This window comes from Flavobacterium sp. (assembly GCF_046153165.1).
Classification (GTDB): domain Bacteria; phylum Bacteroidota; class Bacteroidia; order Flavobacteriales; family Flavobacteriaceae; genus Flavobacterium.
In genome coordinates this window covers 15,789-32,581 of record NZ_JBJXEN010000028.1, presented here as the reverse complement: position 1 = coordinate 32,581, position 16,793 = coordinate 15,789, and the positions used below count along the sequence as shown (strand labels likewise).

Here is a 16,793-nt window from a genome sequence, read left to right as displayed (position 1 = left end):
AAATTTTAGATACAAAGAAAATAAAAAATTTTAGAATTCATGTATTTAATTTATTATAAAACAACACACTTCTTTTTAGATTAATTAATATTTTAAAAAAATATCTAAATAAAATCATAAAACTCTCAAAATTAAATACTTTGAGAGTTTTATGAAATGTTTTAAAAAATTATTTTTTATTGATCAAGACTATAACTTGCTCTTTTAATTCTTGAATTTCTTTATTTTGTTGAATTAAATACAAAGTAAGTTCTTCTATTTTTTCTTGTTGAATTCTTGCCATTTCACCAAGTTCAAGGCCTTTTTCGGTTACTTCTTTTGCTGAAGGCACATTTGGCAAATGACGATTTTCTTTAATATATCCTTCAACTTCTTTTAGAGTTGGTAATTTATAATCTTTATTAAAAACATAATCAGCCCATGTGTTGTATACTTTTACTTCTTCAGCTCTTATTCTTCCTTTTACCGAAAGTCTATAGGTTTTGCTATCTGTAGCATCAAGAAAAGATGAAGTTCCTATTCCTAGATAAGAATCAATTTTAGGTAAAGTCATGGTAACTTTGTCATTACCATCTTCATAAATTTTCATCAAATCTTGTTGACTTTTGTTTAGCATTATCATTTTGGTTTCCCCTCCAGTTGTTGCAATCATTCTAAATCTTCCTTGGTCATTTCTATCTTCTATACCAAAATAAGCGATTGAGTTGTTGTTTGAACCAGCAACCGTTCCTGGGAAATCAAAGAAATTAAACATTCTTGTATTTTTATATCCATCACCAGTACCTATAACACTACCTACGGATAAGACAAGACTTTCATCATTCTTAATTGCATCTGATGCATAAGTTTGACCATTAATCTGGTTACTCTCAAAAATTCCTCTATTTGCTTTTAAAGCACCTTTAACCTCTAATTTCTCAGTTGAATTAATTGTTCCAATCCCTACATTTCCAGTTATCCCATCAATAAAAAAATTTGAATTACCAGATGATGATTTGAAAGTTAAATTATTTCCATTCATATCTACAGTTCTATTATCATCTAACAAACCATCATCGTTATATAAAGTTGATATAAAAGGCGTCGTAACTAAAATAACATTACCTGTAGTGTCCACACTAAGTACCTTACCGTTCCCAATAACTGGCGCACTTGTACTTAATAAATTTGTAAACTTTACACCTGATGTACCAACTATCCCACTTGTTACTTCTAATTTTGCTGTTGGTGATACATTTCCAATACCTACATTTCCTGTCGTTCCACTAACACTAAAACTTGAATTATTTGTTGGATTTAATGTTAAGTTATTCCCACCCATTGTAACTGTTCTAGTAGAGACTAAAGCGCCATCGGCAGTATATAAGTCAGTATTTGAAACAGGTACTAATACTACATCTCCTGTCTTATTAACACTTAATGCTTTTCCTAGAAGCCCAGTAGTAACAGCTGTAGTACTTAATAAATTTGTCAATCTAAAACCTGATGTTCCTGCTGTAGCACTTGTAAGTTGTAGTCTTGTACTTGGAGCAGATGTCCCAATTCCTATATTTGTTCCTGCAGCAGTAGGAAAAACATTTTGAGAAAAAGATAAACCAAAAGTTAATAATGTAATAATAAGTATAATTTGTTTTTTCATAAATGCAATATTATTTGTTGTTTTTTTGCAAATCTAATAAAATAAAAAGTATCATATCTTATTTGAAGAAGATTATATTAACAAGAAAATATTTAAAATAAGTTCTTAAAATAATTAAACATTATATGGAGGAATTACTTAACGCAGGGATTGATAAATTTATTAAGGTAAAATGTATATCTAATAAAACTACATTTGCGGAATGCAGAGATTTGATTAATTCAATTTACCTCTAAAATCTGACATCCGACGGAATTGGACTTCGAACCACAAGAATCAATGAAGTAATAAAACCAACATACCTGATTAATGGTAAAATAGTTTAAAAAAAGGGACAAAGAAGATTTTTCTTCCATGTCCCTTGTAGTGGGCGATGAGGGGTTCGAACCCCCGACCCCCTCGGTGTAAACGAGGTGCTCTGAACCAGCTGAGCTAATCGCCCTTAATTAGGTTTGCAAATATACTGCTTGATTATTATATAAACAACCTTTTTTTGAATAAAATTATTGTTTTTTAATATCCCTTAAAACTGCTTTATCTTCATAATTTTCTATAATAACTTCAATAGGCTGGTTTTTAGTAGTTTTACCTACAATAGTATATAACTTGCCTTTTGATATTTTGACATTACTTCTATCAAAATCTACGTCTCCATATTGCAAAGTATTTTTCACATCAATAGTATCTAACCAATCCTCAGCAATTTTTTTTGATGCAATATCAGAATAATAAAAAGGTTTTGTTCTTATATTATTTAAAACTCTATCATTAGGAAAATAACTACATCGAGCATTTTTTTGATTTAAAACAAAAAACAAAAACAAACACCCAACTAGAAATCCAAAAAGGTAATAACTTAATCTATAAGCAAAATTCATATAAAATAATTTTTAGCAAAAGTAGCTAGAATTAACGAAATTTATAATCTAAAATACAATTAAGTTTATATCACGGTAAGTTAAATCGAACCACTCTCCTATTGTTTTGTTAGTCAGAATTCCATGATAAAAATAAACTCCGTTTTTTAGACCTGAATCACAACGAATAGCGCTTTCTATTCCTCCGTCATCAGCAATTTGCAATAAATAAGGTGTAATTATATTACTAATAGAAAGTGATGCTGTTTTAGAATATCTTGATGGTATGTTAGGAACACAATAATGAATAACGCCACTTTTTATAAATGTAGGATTCTCATGGGTTGTAATTTCTGAAGTTTCAAAACAACCACCAGTATCTATACTCACATCGACAATTACAGCACCTTTTTTCATATGCTCTACCATAGTTTCCGTAACAATAATTGGCGTGCGATATTTTCCTCGCATAGCACCAATAGCGACATCGCAACGACGTAATGCTTTTAGCAATGCCTTATTTTGAATTGTTGAAGTAAATATTCTTTGATTCAAGTTATTTTGCAAACGACGCAATTTTGTGATTGAATTATCGAAAACCTTAACACTTGCTCCCAATCCTATTGCAGTTCTTGCTGCAAATTCAGCAACAGTTCCTGCGCCAAGAATAACAACTTCTGTTGGAGGAACTCCTGTTATATTTCCAAAAAGCAGTCCGTTTCCAAACTTACTCGCGGTTAGTAGTTCTGCCGCAACGAGCACCGAAGCCGTTCCTGCAATTTCACTTAATGATTTTACAGCAGGAAAAGAACCATCTTCGTCTTTAATATATTCAAAGGCCAATGCGGTTATTTTCTTTTTTTTCAATGACTCAAAATACTCTTTCTTTCTAGTTTTTAGCTGAATAGCCGAAATAATAATAGCTTTAGCATTCATCATTTCTATTTCCGCTAAAGTTGCTGGCTCTACTTTTAGAATCATTGGACAACCAAAAACTTTTTTTGTATCATTAGTTATTTCTGCTCCTGCATCACTATAATCTTTATCAGAATAACTAGAATTTTCCCCTGCCCCAGATTCTATTAAAACTCTGTGACCATGGCAAGTCATTGCACTTACAGCATCAGGCGTCAAGCAAATACGACGTTCTTGATAAGAAGTTTCTTTAGGAATGCCTATAAAAAGTTCGCTCTTGTGCTTAGCTATTTCTAGTTTTTCTTCTTGTGGAAGTAAATCTTGTTTGCTAAAAGGTGTAATGGCCATGATTTTAAACTTATTGGGCACAAATTACGAAAATTTATTGCATTTATTTAAGTTCTAATAATCTTTTACCATTATTTAAAACAGAAATTGTTACTACCGAATGTTTTTCAGGAATTAAATCTGGAATTTTTTCTGACCATTCGATAAAACACCAATTTCCTGAATATAAGTAATCATCTATCCCCATATCAAGTGCTTCGTTTTGGTTTTTTAATCGGTATACATCAAAATGATAGACCAATTCGTTATCAGCTATTTGATATTCATTAACCAAAGAAAAAGTTGGACTACTTGTTGGGTTTTTAACTCCTAACTGCTCACACAAAGCCTTTATAAATGTTGTTTTGCCAGCTCCCATTTCCCCATTAAAAAGGATTACTTTTTCGGGATTAACATCTAAAACTTGTTTGGCTACAGCTTCAATTTCGTCAAGATTAAATTCAATTTTCATTTTATTTCTTCGGGCTAAATACTAAAAATGGCACAATAACTTCTTCGAGCGAAATTCCTCCGTGTTGGTAAGTATTCCTGTAATAACTCACATAATGATTATAATTATTTACATAAGCCAAAAAGAAATCGTTTTTTGCAAAAATATAAACACTTGTCATATTTATAGACGGCAACCCAATTTTTTTAGGATCTTTTACGGCATAAACATCCTTACTCTCATAAGTTAAACTTCGCCCCGTTTTGTAACGTAAATTGAGACTTGTATTTTTATCTCCGATAACTTTCGACGGATTTTTGCAATTTATCGTTCCGTGGTCGGTTGTAATAATAAGTTTGAATCCTAGCTTTTGTGCTTGCTGAATAATTTCTAATAAGGGCGAATTTTTAAACCAGCTTAATGTTAACGAACGATAAGCTTTATCATCGGACGCCAATTCTTTTACGACATCCATATCGGTTTTTGCATGTGATAACATATCGATAAAGTTGTACACAACAGTCACTAGTTTTTTATCCTTTAGTGATTTGAAATTTTCCGCTAGCTTTTTTCCGTTATTTAGATTGGTGATTTTAAAATATTCTTGATCAATATTTAAACCATTTCGTTTCAGTTGTGCTGTAAGAAATTCTGCTTCATATAAATTTTTTCCACCATCCTCGACATCATTTTTCCAGTATTGCGGAAATTGTTTTTCCATTTCCGATGGCAATAACCCTGAAAAAATAGCATTTCTTGCATATTGTGTAGCTGTTGGCAAAATAGCAAAATACGGCACTTCACTTTCTAGTTTGTAATGGTTATTGACTACACTTTCAAAAGATTTCCATTGGTCATAACGTAAATTATCGATGACTACAAAAAGTACATTTTCTGCTTTTTTAAGTTCCGGAATAACTAATTTTTTGAATAAATCATGCGATTGTACTGGTTTGTCAGCTTTTGGTTCAAACCAATCTTCATAATTTTTTTCGATAAATTTTCCGAATAAATTATTAGCTTCTGTTTTTTGAGATTCTAGAATTTGAAACATGTTTTGATCATCAATGTTTTCTAATTCAAGCTCCCAAAAAATTAATTTTTTGTAAAACTCTACCCATTCTTCATAGGAATTTACCATATTCATTTCCATCGAAATTTTACGAAATTCTTTCTGATAATCTAAAGTTGTTTTTTCGGAAATTAAACGAGAATGGTCTAAATTTTTCTTTAAACTTAATAAAATTTGATTAGGATTGACTGGTTTTATTAGGTAATCGGCAATTTTAGAACCAATCGCTTCTTCCATTATATATTCTTCTTCACTTTTTGTAATCATGATTACAGGTGTCGAAGATTTTTTCTCTTTCATCTCTGCTAGAGTTTCTAAACCTGACATTCCAGGCATATTTTCATCAAGAAAAACTATATCGAAATTTTCTTCTTGAAACATATCAACAGCATCACGACCATTATTACAAGTAGTTACTTTATAATTTTTCTTTTCGAGGAATAGTATATGTGGTTTTAACAAATCGATTTCGTCGTCTACCCAAAGTATTTTTATGCTGTTCATAGCTTTATAGTGTATTTACTGGTGCAATTTAATACTTATTAAACATAGGATTCTTAAATTTATTGTAAAATAAATAGCAAGTTTTTTATACTTTATCATAAACTTATATCTTTGAAGCCTTATCAAATAATTTAACTATGAAATTTAATACCATTACCCTACTTTTTTCTGGAGTAATTATGCTAACTGCAAGTTGCAAAAAAGAGAAAGACTTCGACCCAAATACACCCGATGCTCTAATAACTAATCGTGATACCTTAGTAAGTCCTTCAGACGATTTTTTTATGTATGCAAATGGTGGTTGGTTTAAACAAAACCCTATTCCAGATTCGGAACGTAGCAACGGAATTTTTAGAACCATACAGGACACAATAAACAATCAGGTAAAACAAATTTGTGAAAAATCGGCTGCTGCCAATGCTGATAAAGGAAGTAACAAACAAAAAATAGGTGATTTTTATTCTTCAGGAATGGATACTTTAACCATTAATAAAGCAGGAATTACACCATTAAAAACAGAATTAGCTAAAATTGATGCTATTACTGACGTACCTTCATTATTGTCTACAATCGCCCATTTACATACAATTGGAGCAAGTCCCGCATTTTCTTTTTATGTTAGTCAAGATGATAAAATAAGTACAAAATATGCTGTTTTTTTCTCACAAGGCGGTTTAGGTCTTGGCAACAGAGATTATTATTTTAATACAGATAAAGAAACAGTAACTATTCGCAACGAATATGTTAAACACCTTGAATCGATGTCAAAATTAATGGGAAATACTGATTTTGTTGCTAAAAACAGTGCTGCTACTATTATGAAATTAGAAACCGATTTAGCAAAAGCATCCCGTAAATTAGAAGCACTTCGTGATCCAATTAAGAATTATAATAAAATGACTATTGGTGATTTGAACAAAATCACAACAAATATTTCTTGGGACAAAATATTACCACTAATGGGAATTGCCAAAGCAGATTCGGTAATTGTTGGACAACCAGAATTTTACAAAGCATTGGGTAATATGATAAAAAATTATTCTATTGCGGATTGGAAAACATACTTAAAATGGGATTTAGAAAACAGTTTTGCAACTTATTTAGGAAGTGATATTGAAAAACAAAATTTTAAATTTTATTCAACTGTTTTAAGTGGTGTAGCAAAACAAAAACCTAGATGGAAACGCGTAGTAGAACAAACAGATGGGTCACTTGGCGAATTAATTGGTCAAGTATATGTTGATGAATATTTACCAAAAGGTTCTAAAGAAAAATTACTCGAAATAGGAAACAATATTCGTGATGTATATGCAGAGCATATAAAAAAATTAGATTGGATGAGTGAGCCAACCAAGCAAAAAGCATTAAGCAAATTAGCTAAAATCGTAATGAAAGTAGGCTATCCAGACAAATGGAAAGATATGAGCTCCGTTTCTATCAATAAAAATTCTTATTGTGCCAATGTAATAGAAGTTAATAAATGGAGTTACAATTATATGATTTCTAAATACGGAAAACCTGTAGACAGAAAGGAATGGAATATGCAACCACAAACCTATAATGCATATTATAATCCGAGTAATAACGAAATTTGCGTGCCAGCTTGTAATATTTTAGTTCCTGGTTTTGAAGGACGTATGCCTGACGATGCAATTTTATACGGAATTATAGGTGGTTCTACTTTTGGACACGAAATCACACATGGTTTTGATGACCAAGGAAGTCAGTATGACGAAAACGGAAACCTAAATAACTGGTGGACAACTGAAGATTTGAAAAAATTTCAAGCCAAAACGAAACTGATTGTAGCGCAATTTAACAAATATGAAGCCTTACCAACTAAATTTGTAAATGGCGATGCTACTCAAGGCGAAAACATAGCCGATTTAGGTGGTGTTGTTATGGGTTACGAAGCGTTTAAGAAAACAAATCAATACAAAACCAACCAGAAAATTGCAAAATTATCACCAGACCAACGTTATTTCTTAGCTTATGGTTATGCATGGATGGTAAATATTAAAAATGAAGCATTGGCACAACAAATGATGACCGATGTGCATGCACCAGCAAAATTCAGAATTAATGGACCATTGAGTAATATTCCTGAATTTTATAAAACTTTTAATATAAAAGAAGGAAGTAAAATGAGATTGCCAGAAAATGAAAGAGTAGTTATCTGGTAGATTAAAAAAGCTGGCTTATTCAAGAAAATAAGCCAGCTTTTTTTTATATTTGTTTTATGAGTAACAACAACCCAATAGGATTATTTGATTCAGGAATAGGCGGAACATCTATCTGGAAAGAAATTCATCAATTACTACCCAACGAGAATACCGTTTATCTAGCTGATAGTAAGAATGCTCCTTACGGAAAACGAACTAAACAAGAAATCATTCAACTCTGTTTTAAGAATATCGATTTTTTATTATCTCAAAACTGTAAAATGATTGTTGTGGCTTGTAATACTGCTACAACAAATGCTATTAAAGAAATTAGAGATAAATATAAACTCCCAATTATAGGTATCGAACCTGCTATAAAAACAGCTGCAAATAAAACCGAAACACAAACTATAGGAATTCTAGCCACAAAAGGTACACTAAACAGTGAACTATTTAACCGACAAGTAGAAAGTTTTACCAATATAAAAATTATCGAACAAGTAGGTCATGGACTTGTAGAACTCATAGAAGATGGCGAGATCGAATCGCAAGAAATGACAAAACTACTTACCTCGTATCTCGAACCTATGATAAAAGCAAATATTGATTATTTAGTTTTAGGATGTAGTCATTATCCCTATCTAGTACCAGCTATCAAAAAAATAATTCCCGAAAGTATTAAAATAATCGATTCTGGAGAAGCTGTAGCAAGACAAACAAAATCAATTTTAGAAAAAAACAATCTACTAAATACCTCCTCAAAAAACAGCACACAAATGTTTTACACAAATAGTGATGCTGAAGTTCTAAAGAAAATATTGGGTTTTGAAAAAAATGTTTTTGAGAAAAATTTTTAAGAAAATTACTCTTCCTTAAACCAACTCGAATACATTACATAATTATTGGAAATACGTTCAATCTCACCAGCGAAATTACTTTGATCAATGTCTTTTACTTTCTTGGCAGGAATTCCCGCATAAATAGTTCCAGATTCTACCACAGTATTTTGCGTAACTACCGAACCTGCTCCTATAATCGAATTACTTTCTATAACGCAATTATCCATCACAATTGCTCCCATTCCTATTAATACATTATCATGAATCGTGCAACCATGCACAATTGCATTGTGTCCTATAGAAACATTATTGCCAATAATAGTCGGGTGTTTCTGATAAGTGCAATGTATAATTGCACCATCTTGAATATTTACTTTATTACCTATAGTAATAAAATTTACATCTCCACGAATTACAGCATTAAACCAAACACTACAAGACGAACCAAAAATAACATCACCAACAATAGTCGCATTTTCTGCAACAAAACAATCTTCAGGAATTTGCGGATATTTACCGTTTACTTGTTTAATAAGCATATTTATACAAAAAAATAGTCCCGAAATAATCGGGACAAGTTTTATAATTAATTAACTGCTGGACAGTTACAATCGTATCTCTCTTTTTTACACCCAAAATCATACCCCAAAGTAATTTGGTGATAACCTCCAGTGTCAAACTTAACTTTACCCGTAACCTGTGAATAAGTATAAGCAAACATGAATTTTTTATAATTCACACCTACAATTGGAGTGATATATTGTAAATATTGATTTTTCAATTCCGTACCATTTACATATTGTGCACCATCAAAACTTCTTCTGTATGATAAAGCAGCCCAAATCTTACCAAAATCGACAGCTTTATAAACTTTCAAGTTTACATCTAAAGCTTTTTCCTTAGTTCTATCAGTAAGTTGAAACAAAAGAGAAGGTTCCCAAAGTAATTTTCTTGAGTTTCCAAAAGTATAACCAGCACTTAAAAGGTACTTTCTTAAATTATCTGACTCAAAATCTGTATAAATACCTCTACTTTGAAAAAGTGCATTTTTTACAGTAGCATGCGCATAAAAATCTAAAAAATTATATGATGCTCCAAAATCGACATTAAGATAAGTTGATTTTTGAAGAATTCCTCCAATAATAGGATCAAAATCTGTCAAATCGAAACTTGTTTCATCCAACTGATTTTGCACCAATCCAGCACTTAAACCAAAAGACAATTGATTCAAATCCGCAGTACTTCTAGAAAACATTATGTGATGTGCATAAGTTATTTTTGCCCCTTTTTGAGAATGATAACCATTTTTATCATTAAAAAGTATCGCTCCAATACCAGATTTTCCACTTTCTCCAAGAGCACCATTGTAACTTAATGTAAATAATGACGGTGCATCACTATTACCAAACCATTGTTTACGTTCTGTAAGTCTAATTTTATTACAACTAGAAGCACCCGCCATCGATGGGTGAATCAAATAATAGTTATCAGATAAATAGTCTGAATAAACAGCTATACCTTCTTGCGAAAAAGCAAATTGAGTTGAAATAAAAGCTATAGCTAATATAATTTTCTTAAAATTCATTTTAATATTTTTTTAGTACAAATGACTCAAATAATTTAAAAAAACAATAGATAAAACGACATGTTTTTCAAAACGCTCAAAGATATAATTTTTTGTGAAAGTTTTTCAAGTTATGTAACTTTTTTATGTTCTTAAAGATATAAATTAACAATTTTGGAAAAGTTAAATTAATCTATAATTAAAAAAGTAATTTACTTTAAACCAATTTGGTTTCTTAATTTTGCACACAAATTGAATACAAACGAAGATTTTCTCATAAATATAACACATTCAAATAAAAAATAAATATTATCTACACATGAAACTTATAACCATAAAAGATACCAATAACCCGAATATTCAAAAATTCGAATTTTCTTATTTTATAACACCTAATCAAAGTTTTGAATACAAAAACATTGATGAAGCCGGCGAATCTCCACTTGCACAACAACTATTTTATTTGCCTTTTGTAAAAACAGTTTACATTTCAGGAAATTTTATTGCTATCGAAAAATACAATATTGTAGAATGGGAAGATGTAAAGCATGAGGTAGCTGCACAAATGGAAGCTTTTGTAAGTAATGGAGGAGAAATCGTAAAACAAACTGAAACACAAAAAAAATCTCCTGTTACCGTTTATGCAGAAAGCACGCCAAATCCAGCCGTAATGAAATTTGTAGCAAGCAAAAGACTTACCAAAACCATTGTCGAATGCAAAAATATTGACGAAACTCAATCTTCTCCATTAGCTAAAGAATTATTTAAATTCCCTTTTGTTAAAGAAGTATTTATCGATGAAAACTACATCTCAGTAACTAAATACGCTGTGGCAGAATGGCAAGAAATCACTACAGAAGTTCGTGGTTTTATCAAAGAATTTATAGAAAATGGTAATATTGTAGTCGACGAAACAAAAGTTGTAGCAACTAAACATGAAGAGAAACAACAAATTACAAATTTTGACAATCTCGACACCACCTCACAAAAAATCATCAATATAATCGAAGAATACATAAGACCAGCCGTTGCTGCCGATGGCGGAAATATTCTTTTTGATTCTTATTCTGACGAAACAAAACAAGTAAAAGTAATTTTACAAGGAGCTTGTAGCGGTTGTCCGTCATCAACATTTACTCTAAAAAATGGAATTGAAAGTATGCTAAAAGACATGCTAAACGAGCCAGAATTAAAAGTTGAAGCTTTAAACGCGTAATAGTTTTATTTTTAATATTAATGTTGTAATTTTAATGTATTAACAACTAAAACTATAATCATGGCAGTATTAAAAGTAATAGAAGTGTTATCAAGTTCTGAAACTTCATGGGAAGATGCGACAAAAAAAGCAGTCGAAAAAGCATCAAAATCGGTAAAGCACATTCGTTCAGTATATGTTCAGGAGCAAAGCGCATCGGTCAAAGACGGAAAAGTAGCTGAATTTAGAGTAAATCTAAAAATCACATTCGAACTAGAATAAATCATCATTAAAATCATAAATTAGCGTTTCAATATTTGAAACGCTTTTTTTTTAAGCTATTTCCCGCTATCCGTTGCAATCTCGCCAAGAAAAATGGCGAGGATTTCCACTTCTATCGGGGCTAAACAAACCAGTATGAATCAACTAAATTTAGAAACCAGTCCTTACTTGTTACAACACGCCAATAATCCAATTCATTGGAAAGCCTGGAATAAAAACACATTGGCAATAGCCAAAAAAGAAAATAAGTTACTTATTATAAGCATCGGCTATTCGGCTTGCCACTGGTGTCACGTGATGGAACACGAAAGTTTCGAAAACGAAGAAGTAGCATCAGTAATGAATCCTAACTTTATTTCGATAAAGGTAGATCGAGAAGAACGACCAGATGTTGATGCTATATATATGAAAGCTGTTCAAATGATGACCAATCGTGGCGGTTGGCCACTTAATGTCGTTTGCCTTCCCGACGGACGACCAGTTTGGGGTGGCACCTATTTCCGAAAAGAAGAATGGACAAATACGCTCCAACAACTTCATGAAATGTACATTTCCAATCCCGAAAAAATCATCGAATACGCTGAGAAATTGCACCAAGGAATTCAGGTTTTAGGCATTGTAGAACACAATACTTCTCAGGAACAAAATCATACTAATAATATCAAACCATTAGTCGAAAAATGGTCTAAAAGTTTCGATTGGGAATATGGTGGTTACGCTCGTGCTCCTAAATTTATGATGCCCAACAATTATTTGTTCTTGCAACGATATGGTTTTCAAACTCAATCCCAAGATTTACTTAATTTTGTCGATTTAACATTAACGAAAATGGCTCACGGAGGACTTTTTGACACTATCGATGGCGGATTTTCACGTTATTCTGTTGATATGCGTTGGCATGTTCCGCATTTTGAAAAAATGTTGTATGACAACGGACAACTTGTTTCTTTATATGCTCAGGCTTACAAAAGGACTAAAAACCAGTTGTATAAAGAACTAATAGAAAAAACGTTAACTTTCGTTGAAAGAGAATTTTTAAATTCAGATAACGGTTTTTATTCTGCGCTCGATGCCGATAGTTTAAACCAAAATAACAAACTCGAAGAAGGAGCTTTTTATGTTTGGACAAAAGATCAATTACAAGAAATATTGCAAAATGATTTTGAAATTTTCAGTCATTTATATAATGTAAACGATTTTGGTTTTTGGGAACATGATAATTATGTTTTAATACAAAGTCAAATGTTAGAAAGTATCGCTTCACAATTTGGCTTGACCGAAAATGAATTGCAAAATAAAAAGAAAAACTGGGAACAGCTACTTTTTATCGAAAGAGAAAAACGTCCCAAACCAAGACTAGACAATAAATCACTTACTTCCTGGAATGCCATCATGCTAAAAGGATATATTGACGCTTATAATGCTTTAGGGAATGAAAATTATTTGACTATTGCCAAAAAAAACGCACAATTTATAATAGGAAAAAAATGGTCTCCAGAAGGTTTTCTATATCGTTCATACAAAAACAACAAAAATACTATTGAAGGATTTCTGGAAGATTACGCATTTACAATTGATGCGTTTATTAACTTATACCAAGCAACTTTAGAAGAAACCTATTTGCATCAAGCCAAAGAATTAACTAATTATTGTTTTGATAATTTCTATGACGAAAAACAGCAATTTTTTGCTTTCAATTCTAGAAATTCATCGCAACTTATTGCGCAACATTTCGAAACCGAAGACAATGTAATGCCTTCTTCTAACTCAGTTATGGCAAATAATTTATACATTTTAAGCATTTTATTTAATAACAGTTATTATGAAAAAATAGCCCTCCAAATGTTGCATCACATGATTCCTAGTATAGATTATGCTTCAGCATATTCGAACTGGTTAAATTTATGGATAAACTTGTCTGAAGACAACAAGGAATTAGCCGTATGTGGATTAGAATCTGTAAAAAATACACAAAAAATTAATGCCGAATATTTGCCACATATTATTACCGCAGGAACAGCAAAAAATTCAGAACTACCATTTTTAGAGAATAGATTTATCGAAAATGAAAACTTATTTTATATTTGTCAAAACAAAGCGTGTTCGCTTCCAAATACTAGAATTGAAGAAATTTTTAACAATTTAAAAATATAATTTAAACAAATTTATGTAGTTTTACATGAATAACTAAAAATTAAAACAAAATGGGAGTAGCAAGTTTTTTTAAGAACCTATTTGGTTCAAAAAAAGTAGAAGAAATAATTGACCAAGCAGGAGATTTTGCTGATGATGCGATTGCAAAAGCAAAAGAAAGTGCAGCACCACTAATGGACAAAGTAGAAGATTTTGCAGAACAAGCAAAAGCAAAAGTAACAGAATATGTTCCTCAAGCTGAAGAAGCTATCGAGAATGCTGTTGATTCTATCAAAGAAAAAGCTGGTGATTTAATTGATAAAGCTGAAGTAATAGCTCATGACGCAGTAGAAACTGTAAAGGAAAAAGCAAACAATTTCACTTCAGAGACTTCAGAAAAAGCAGCAGACGAAGTTGCAGACTAATTACTTTGACGAAACAGTCATCATAAAATCTTTTAGATAAAAAGGTTCAAAATAAGCGACATCAACGATGTCGTTTTTTTTGTATTTATCATAAGCAATTTTACACATTTCATTTGCCGACGGAAATTCTATATTGTCATGGTAAATAAACTTTTCGTCAATTAAAACATCTTTGCATTTAACAGCTCCATCACCCACAAAATGAATAGTTTTAGTTATTTCTTGAAAAGAATTTTCACCAATAATTTCAGCCTTTACTTCTCTTATCTTTTCGTGTTTGTTATTAAAAATGGCTGTATAACATTCCATTCTTCGGGCATCAATCATGGGAATAATTATTCCATTTTGTACAATAAGTTTTCTAGCCAAAATCTCTAAAGTATCTATTGCAATTAGTGGAATATCTAACGAGTAACACAATCCTTTTGCCGCCGAAACTCCTATTCTCAAACCTGTATAAGAACCCGGACCTTGGCTAATCGCAATGGCTGATAAATCTTTGAAAACGAGTCTGTTTTCTTTTAATATTTCATCAATAAAAATATGCAATTTTTCTGCATGAGAATAACCTGCTTCAGCAATTTCTTTGCAGGCAATAACATTACCATTTTGAGATAAAGCAACGGAGCAATTTCTTGTAGCAGTTTCTATATTAAGTATGTAAATCATTTGAAAGAAAATTATAAATCGCAAAATTAGCCTAAAAGTGATAAAAATAAATAGTCGTATACTTTACTTAATGAATATTATCTTATACTATCGTGAATATGTGTTTCAATACCATTATTCCATAAAGTAAGAATATCGGTAGCAACTGCGGCACCACTTCCTGCAGCAATAGAAAACTGACTTCGGTGTCCAGCAAGTGTTCCTACAACATAAATTCCTTCAGCAACTTTTTGATCATTATTCTTTAACTGAATTCTATTTTTTTCTGCCAATGATTTTTTGTGAGGCTCTAGATATTGTTCTAATCCGCTTATTAAAAATAAGTTTGAAGAACCAATTCCAATTACAATAATTCTAGTTTTATAACTATTTTTATTTGTAGTAACGATAAAATTTCCTGATTCACCAGAAACTGAAATTACTTTTTCATTTTCTATTTGAGTAATATGAGGGTAATTTTCTTGTAATTGAGCTGTGCTTTCTGTTAGAATTTCCGACCCCAATTTTCCGGATTTCACACCGTAAGCGTTATAAAAAATAGCATCTTGAAGTGAGGATGCTTTTTGATGTGTGATGATTGCTATATTTTTATCCTGAGCAAAAGCTTTTTTTTGAGCAGATCCTAAAACCAAAGCACAGGAAACACTAGAAACGCCTCCGCCAATAATAAGAACATCAAACATTAAGATTGTTTTTTTAACTTTTCTTCTATCGATTTAGACAATCTGAAAATCAACAAAATAACTACAGCACATAAAACAGCCAAAATACCAATTAATGCAATTAAGCTTTCCCCTTCAAACAGGTTTTTAAAATTTAACATTGAGACATTAATCCCAATAAAAACTACAGCAAACGCGATTATGATATAAGAAAATATTTTCATCTCAAATTATTTATAGGTCAAAATTACTAAAAAATTAGGTTAAACAAATAAACCTTTAACATTAGCAGCAAATAATTTAACAGCAATAGCTAATAAAACTACTCCAAACACTTTTCTTATGATTCCCAAACCTGTTATTCCTAACATTTTCTCAATTTTTGATGAGGATTTTAAAACTGCATAAACCAAAATAATATTTAGTAAAATGGCAATAATAATATTTATAGTATGAAACTGAGATTTCAATGACAGTAAAGTTGTCATCGTACCTGCCCCAGCAATTAGAGGAAAAGCAATAGGAACGATTGAAGCTGTTTTAGCTTCCTCATCACGATACAATCTAATACCTAAAATCATTTCTAGCGCAAGAAAAAACAAGACAAATGATCCTGCAACTGCAAACGAATTAACATCGATCCCAATTAAATGTAACAACTCTTCACCTACAAAAAGAAACGTAATCATAATAAACATCGCAACGATAGATGCTTTTTCAGAATGAATATGACCTACTTTACTACGTAAATCGACAATAACAGGAATACTTCCAATGATATCAATTACGGCAAACAATACCATACTTACTGTTACAATTTCTTTAAAGCTAATTTCAAACATATTTGCATTTTTTAATAAAGCAAAAGTACAACTAAATTTTTATTAAGAAACGCTTCTTCTTTCACTGCAAAAAATGAGATTCTAAATATTTCTTGCTATAATTCATGAAATAAAAATCCGAAGGGCGTTCAAGAAATATTTTCCTGAACGCCCTTCTTTCTAAACACCAAAAACAAAACTTAACTTCTAACTAACTTTATATAATATACAACGTATATATTTGTTAATCATTGTGTTGTTAGTCATAAAATAATG

At 31.1% G+C, this 16,793-nt stretch carries 17 protein-coding genes and 1 tRNA gene; 6 read left to right on the top strand and 12 right to left on the bottom strand.

Annotated elements, in window-relative coordinates; translation table 11 throughout:
- Positions 1-169 precede the first annotated feature (169 nt).
- From ACKVOV_RS04235 to ACKVOV_RS04210, 6 genes are all read right to left on the bottom strand, one after another.
- On the bottom strand, positions 170-1,639 hold the full coding sequence (locus tag ACKVOV_RS04235; RefSeq protein WP_409205525.1) for a hypothetical protein: 1,470 nt from the start codon (positions 1,637-1,639) through the stop codon (positions 170-172).
- Between the two features lie 367 nt (positions 1,640-2,006).
- Positions 2,007-2,081: transfer RNA gene (locus ACKVOV_RS04230), tRNA-Val, on the bottom strand.
- Between the two features lie 61 nt (positions 2,082-2,142).
- Positions 2,143-2,517, bottom strand: a complete 375-nt coding sequence (locus tag ACKVOV_RS04225; RefSeq protein WP_409205524.1) for a DUF4258 domain-containing protein — start codon at positions 2,515-2,517, stop codon at positions 2,143-2,145.
- A gap of 48 nt (positions 2,518-2,565) precedes the next feature.
- The gene (locus ACKVOV_RS04220) at positions 2,566-3,759 is read right to left on the bottom strand and encodes an alanine dehydrogenase (protein WP_409205523.1); all 1,194 of its coding nucleotides are present in this window, start codon (positions 3,757-3,759) and stop codon (positions 2,566-2,568) included.
- Between the two features lie 43 nt (positions 3,760-3,802).
- A complete protein-coding gene (tsaE, locus tag ACKVOV_RS04215; protein ID WP_409205522.1) occupies positions 3,803-4,210 on the bottom strand; it encodes a tRNA (adenosine(37)-N6)-threonylcarbamoyltransferase complex ATPase subunit type 1 TsaE in 408 nt (135 codons plus the stop codon).
- 1 nt (position 4,211) lies between these two features.
- Positions 4,212-5,765 carry a PglZ domain-containing protein gene (locus ACKVOV_RS04210; RefSeq protein WP_409205521.1) on the bottom strand — a complete coding sequence of 518 codons (1,554 nt, stop codon included), beginning with the start codon at positions 5,763-5,765 and terminating at the stop codon, positions 4,212-4,214.
- A gap of 137 nt (positions 5,766-5,902) precedes the next feature.
- On the opposite strand from ACKVOV_RS04210, the gene ACKVOV_RS04205 reads away from it, so the two are divergent.
- Positions 5,903-7,948: a M13 family metallopeptidase gene (locus ACKVOV_RS04205; RefSeq protein WP_409205520.1), complete on the top strand. Its 2,046-nt coding sequence runs from the start codon at positions 5,903-5,905 to the stop codon at positions 7,946-7,948.
- A 56-nt stretch (positions 7,949-8,004) separates the two neighbouring features.
- A complete protein-coding gene (gene murI, locus ACKVOV_RS04200; RefSeq protein WP_409205519.1) occupies positions 8,005-8,784 on the top strand; it encodes a glutamate racemase in 780 nt (259 codons plus the stop codon).
- Positions 8,785-8,789: 5 nt separating this feature from the next.
- On the opposite strand, the gene ACKVOV_RS04195 is transcribed toward murI, so the two are convergent.
- Complete coding sequence (locus ACKVOV_RS04195) at positions 8,790-9,305, bottom strand: gamma carbonic anhydrase family protein (protein ID WP_409205518.1); 516 nt, start codon at positions 9,303-9,305, stop codon at positions 8,790-8,792.
- 47 nt (positions 9,306-9,352) lie between these two features.
- A complete protein-coding gene (locus tag ACKVOV_RS04190; protein WP_409205517.1) occupies positions 9,353-10,351 on the bottom strand; it encodes a type IX secretion system membrane protein PorP/SprF in 999 nt (332 codons plus the stop codon).
- Positions 10,352-10,649: 298 nt separating this feature from the next.
- Between ACKVOV_RS04190 and ACKVOV_RS04185 the strand changes: the two genes are divergently transcribed.
- From ACKVOV_RS04185 to ACKVOV_RS04170, 4 genes are all read left to right on the top strand, one after another.
- Entirely contained in the window at positions 10,650-11,546 is an 897-nt protein-coding gene (locus ACKVOV_RS04185; protein ID WP_409205516.1) for a NifU family protein, read from the top strand.
- Between the two features lie 60 nt (positions 11,547-11,606).
- Entirely contained in the window at positions 11,607-11,807 is a 201-nt protein-coding gene (locus tag ACKVOV_RS04180) for a dodecin family protein (protein WP_409205515.1), read from the top strand.
- A 135-nt stretch (positions 11,808-11,942) separates the two neighbouring features.
- Positions 11,943-13,961, top strand: a complete 2,019-nt coding sequence (locus tag ACKVOV_RS04175) for a thioredoxin domain-containing protein (RefSeq protein WP_409205514.1) — start codon at positions 11,943-11,945, stop codon at positions 13,959-13,961.
- Between the two features lie 50 nt (positions 13,962-14,011).
- A complete protein-coding gene (locus ACKVOV_RS04170) occupies positions 14,012-14,365 on the top strand; it encodes a hypothetical protein (protein WP_409205513.1) in 354 nt (117 codons plus the stop codon).
- On the opposite strand, the gene tsaB is transcribed toward ACKVOV_RS04170, so the two are convergent.
- From tsaB to ACKVOV_RS04150, 4 genes are all read right to left on the bottom strand, one after another.
- Positions 14,366-15,034, bottom strand: a complete 669-nt coding sequence (tsaB, locus tag ACKVOV_RS04165) for a tRNA (adenosine(37)-N6)-threonylcarbamoyltransferase complex dimerization subunit type 1 TsaB (protein ID WP_409205512.1) — start codon at positions 15,032-15,034, stop codon at positions 14,366-14,368. It abuts the gene before it with no gap.
- A gap of 77 nt (positions 15,035-15,111) precedes the next feature.
- On the bottom strand, positions 15,112-15,717 hold the full coding sequence (locus tag ACKVOV_RS04160; RefSeq protein ID WP_409205511.1) for an FAD-dependent oxidoreductase: 606 nt from the start codon (positions 15,715-15,717) through the stop codon (positions 15,112-15,114).
- Entirely contained in the window at positions 15,717-15,920 is a 204-nt protein-coding gene (locus ACKVOV_RS04155; RefSeq protein WP_409205510.1) for a hypothetical protein, read from the bottom strand. Before ACKVOV_RS04155 ends, ACKVOV_RS04160 begins: the two co-directional genes overlap by 1 nt.
- A gap of 39 nt (positions 15,921-15,959) precedes the next feature.
- Entirely contained in the window at positions 15,960-16,538 is a 579-nt protein-coding gene (locus ACKVOV_RS04150; RefSeq protein WP_409205509.1) for a MarC family protein, read from the bottom strand.
- Between the last annotated feature and the right edge of the window lie 255 nt (positions 16,539-16,793).

Excerpts from the sequence above, each read along its gene's own strand:
- ACKVOV_RS04235 (WP_409205525.1), bottom strand. The coding sequence starts at position 1,639 with ATGAAAAAACAAATTATACTTATTATTACATTATTAACTTTTGGTTTA.
- ACKVOV_RS04225 (WP_409205524.1), bottom strand. The coding sequence starts at position 2,517 with ATGAATTTTGCTTATAGATTAAGTTATTACCTTTTTGGATTTCTAGTT.
- ACKVOV_RS04220 (WP_409205523.1), bottom strand. The coding sequence starts at position 3,759 with ATGGCCATTACACCTTTTAGCAAACAAGATTTACTTCCACAAGAAGAA.
- tsaE (WP_409205522.1), bottom strand. The coding sequence starts at position 4,210 with ATGAAAATTGAATTTAATCTTGACGAAATTGAAGCTGTAGCCAAACAA.
- ACKVOV_RS04210 (WP_409205521.1), bottom strand. The coding sequence starts at position 5,765 with ATGAACAGCATAAAAATACTTTGGGTAGACGACGAAATCGATTTGTTA.
- ACKVOV_RS04205 (WP_409205520.1), top strand. The coding sequence starts at position 5,903 with ATGAAATTTAATACCATTACCCTACTTTTTTCTGGAGTAATTATGCTA.
- murI (WP_409205519.1), top strand. The coding sequence starts at position 8,005 with ATGAGTAACAACAACCCAATAGGATTATTTGATTCAGGAATAGGCGGA.
- ACKVOV_RS04195 (WP_409205518.1), bottom strand. The coding sequence starts at position 9,305 with ATGCTTATTAAACAAGTAAACGGTAAATATCCGCAAATTCCTGAAGAT.
- ACKVOV_RS04190 (WP_409205517.1), bottom strand. The coding sequence starts at position 10,351 with ATGAATTTTAAGAAAATTATATTAGCTATAGCTTTTATTTCAACTCAA.
- ACKVOV_RS04185 (WP_409205516.1), top strand. The coding sequence starts at position 10,650 with ATGAAACTTATAACCATAAAAGATACCAATAACCCGAATATTCAAAAA.
- ACKVOV_RS04180 (WP_409205515.1), top strand. The coding sequence starts at position 11,607 with ATGGCAGTATTAAAAGTAATAGAAGTGTTATCAAGTTCTGAAACTTCA.
- ACKVOV_RS04175 (WP_409205514.1), top strand. The coding sequence starts at position 11,943 with ATGAATCAACTAAATTTAGAAACCAGTCCTTACTTGTTACAACACGCC.
- ACKVOV_RS04170 (WP_409205513.1), top strand. The coding sequence starts at position 14,012 with ATGGGAGTAGCAAGTTTTTTTAAGAACCTATTTGGTTCAAAAAAAGTA.
- tsaB (WP_409205512.1), bottom strand. The coding sequence starts at position 15,034 with ATGATTTACATACTTAATATAGAAACTGCTACAAGAAATTGCTCCGTT.
- ACKVOV_RS04160 (WP_409205511.1), bottom strand. The coding sequence starts at position 15,717 with ATGTTTGATGTTCTTATTATTGGCGGAGGCGTTTCTAGTGTTTCCTGT.
- ACKVOV_RS04155 (WP_409205510.1), bottom strand. The coding sequence starts at position 15,920 with ATGAAAATATTTTCTTATATCATAATCGCGTTTGCTGTAGTTTTTATT.
- ACKVOV_RS04150 (WP_409205509.1), bottom strand. The coding sequence starts at position 16,538 with ATGTTTGAAATTAGCTTTAAAGAAATTGTAACAGTAAGTATGGTATTG.